This is a genomic window from Streptococcus sp. OH4692_COT-348 (genome assembly GCF_003859975.1).
Taxonomy (GTDB): Bacteria; Bacillota; Bacilli; order Lactobacillales; family Streptococcaceae; genus Streptococcus.
The window spans coordinates 1-579 of sequence record NZ_RQZB01000051.1 but is presented as its reverse complement, the minus strand read 5'-3'; the positions used below and the strand labels follow the sequence as shown (position 1 = coordinate 579).

1 pseudogene is annotated in these 579 nt (G+C 35.6%); it reads left to right on the top strand.

What is annotated here, in order from left to right:
* Positions 1 to 579 (top strand): annotated as a pseudogene (locus tag EII37_RS10825) (helix-turn-helix domain-containing protein); the annotation flags it as partial.

The window sequence follows — 579 nt, the reverse complement described above, 5'->3', positions numbered from 1 at the left end:
GTTCATCTAGTCAGGTTAGACGCTGGATTCGCAATTATCGAGCAGAGGGACTTCCTACAGCTCACTCCAAAGTCAATAGAAATTATTCTATGGAGTTTAAAGATAATGCGGTACAATGTTATTTAACAACTGATTTAACGTATGAAGCTGTGGCAAGAAAATTCGAAATTACTAATTTTACCTTACTTGCAAGCTGGGTTAATCATTTCAAAATTTATGGAGAAGTCCCAATAAGCAAAAAGAGAGGACGGCGTAAAAAACTAGAAAGCATTGCATCGTCTATGACTCAGAACCCAAATGATTCTCAACGAATTAAAGAACTTGAACAAGAATTACGTTATGCGCAAATTGAGGTAGCTTATTTAAAAGGACTTCGGAGATTGGAGAAAAATGCTCTAATGAACAAAAATCAAGACTCATCTACAGTCTCCGTAAAACCTTCAAACTCAAAGAAATCTTGAAAGTTACAGGATTCCCTAAAGCCACTTATTATTATTGGGTTAACTGTTTTGAACGGGTAAACAAAGATGAGCTTATCGAAAAAGAAATGCTTAAAATACGTCAAGAACATGCCAATGC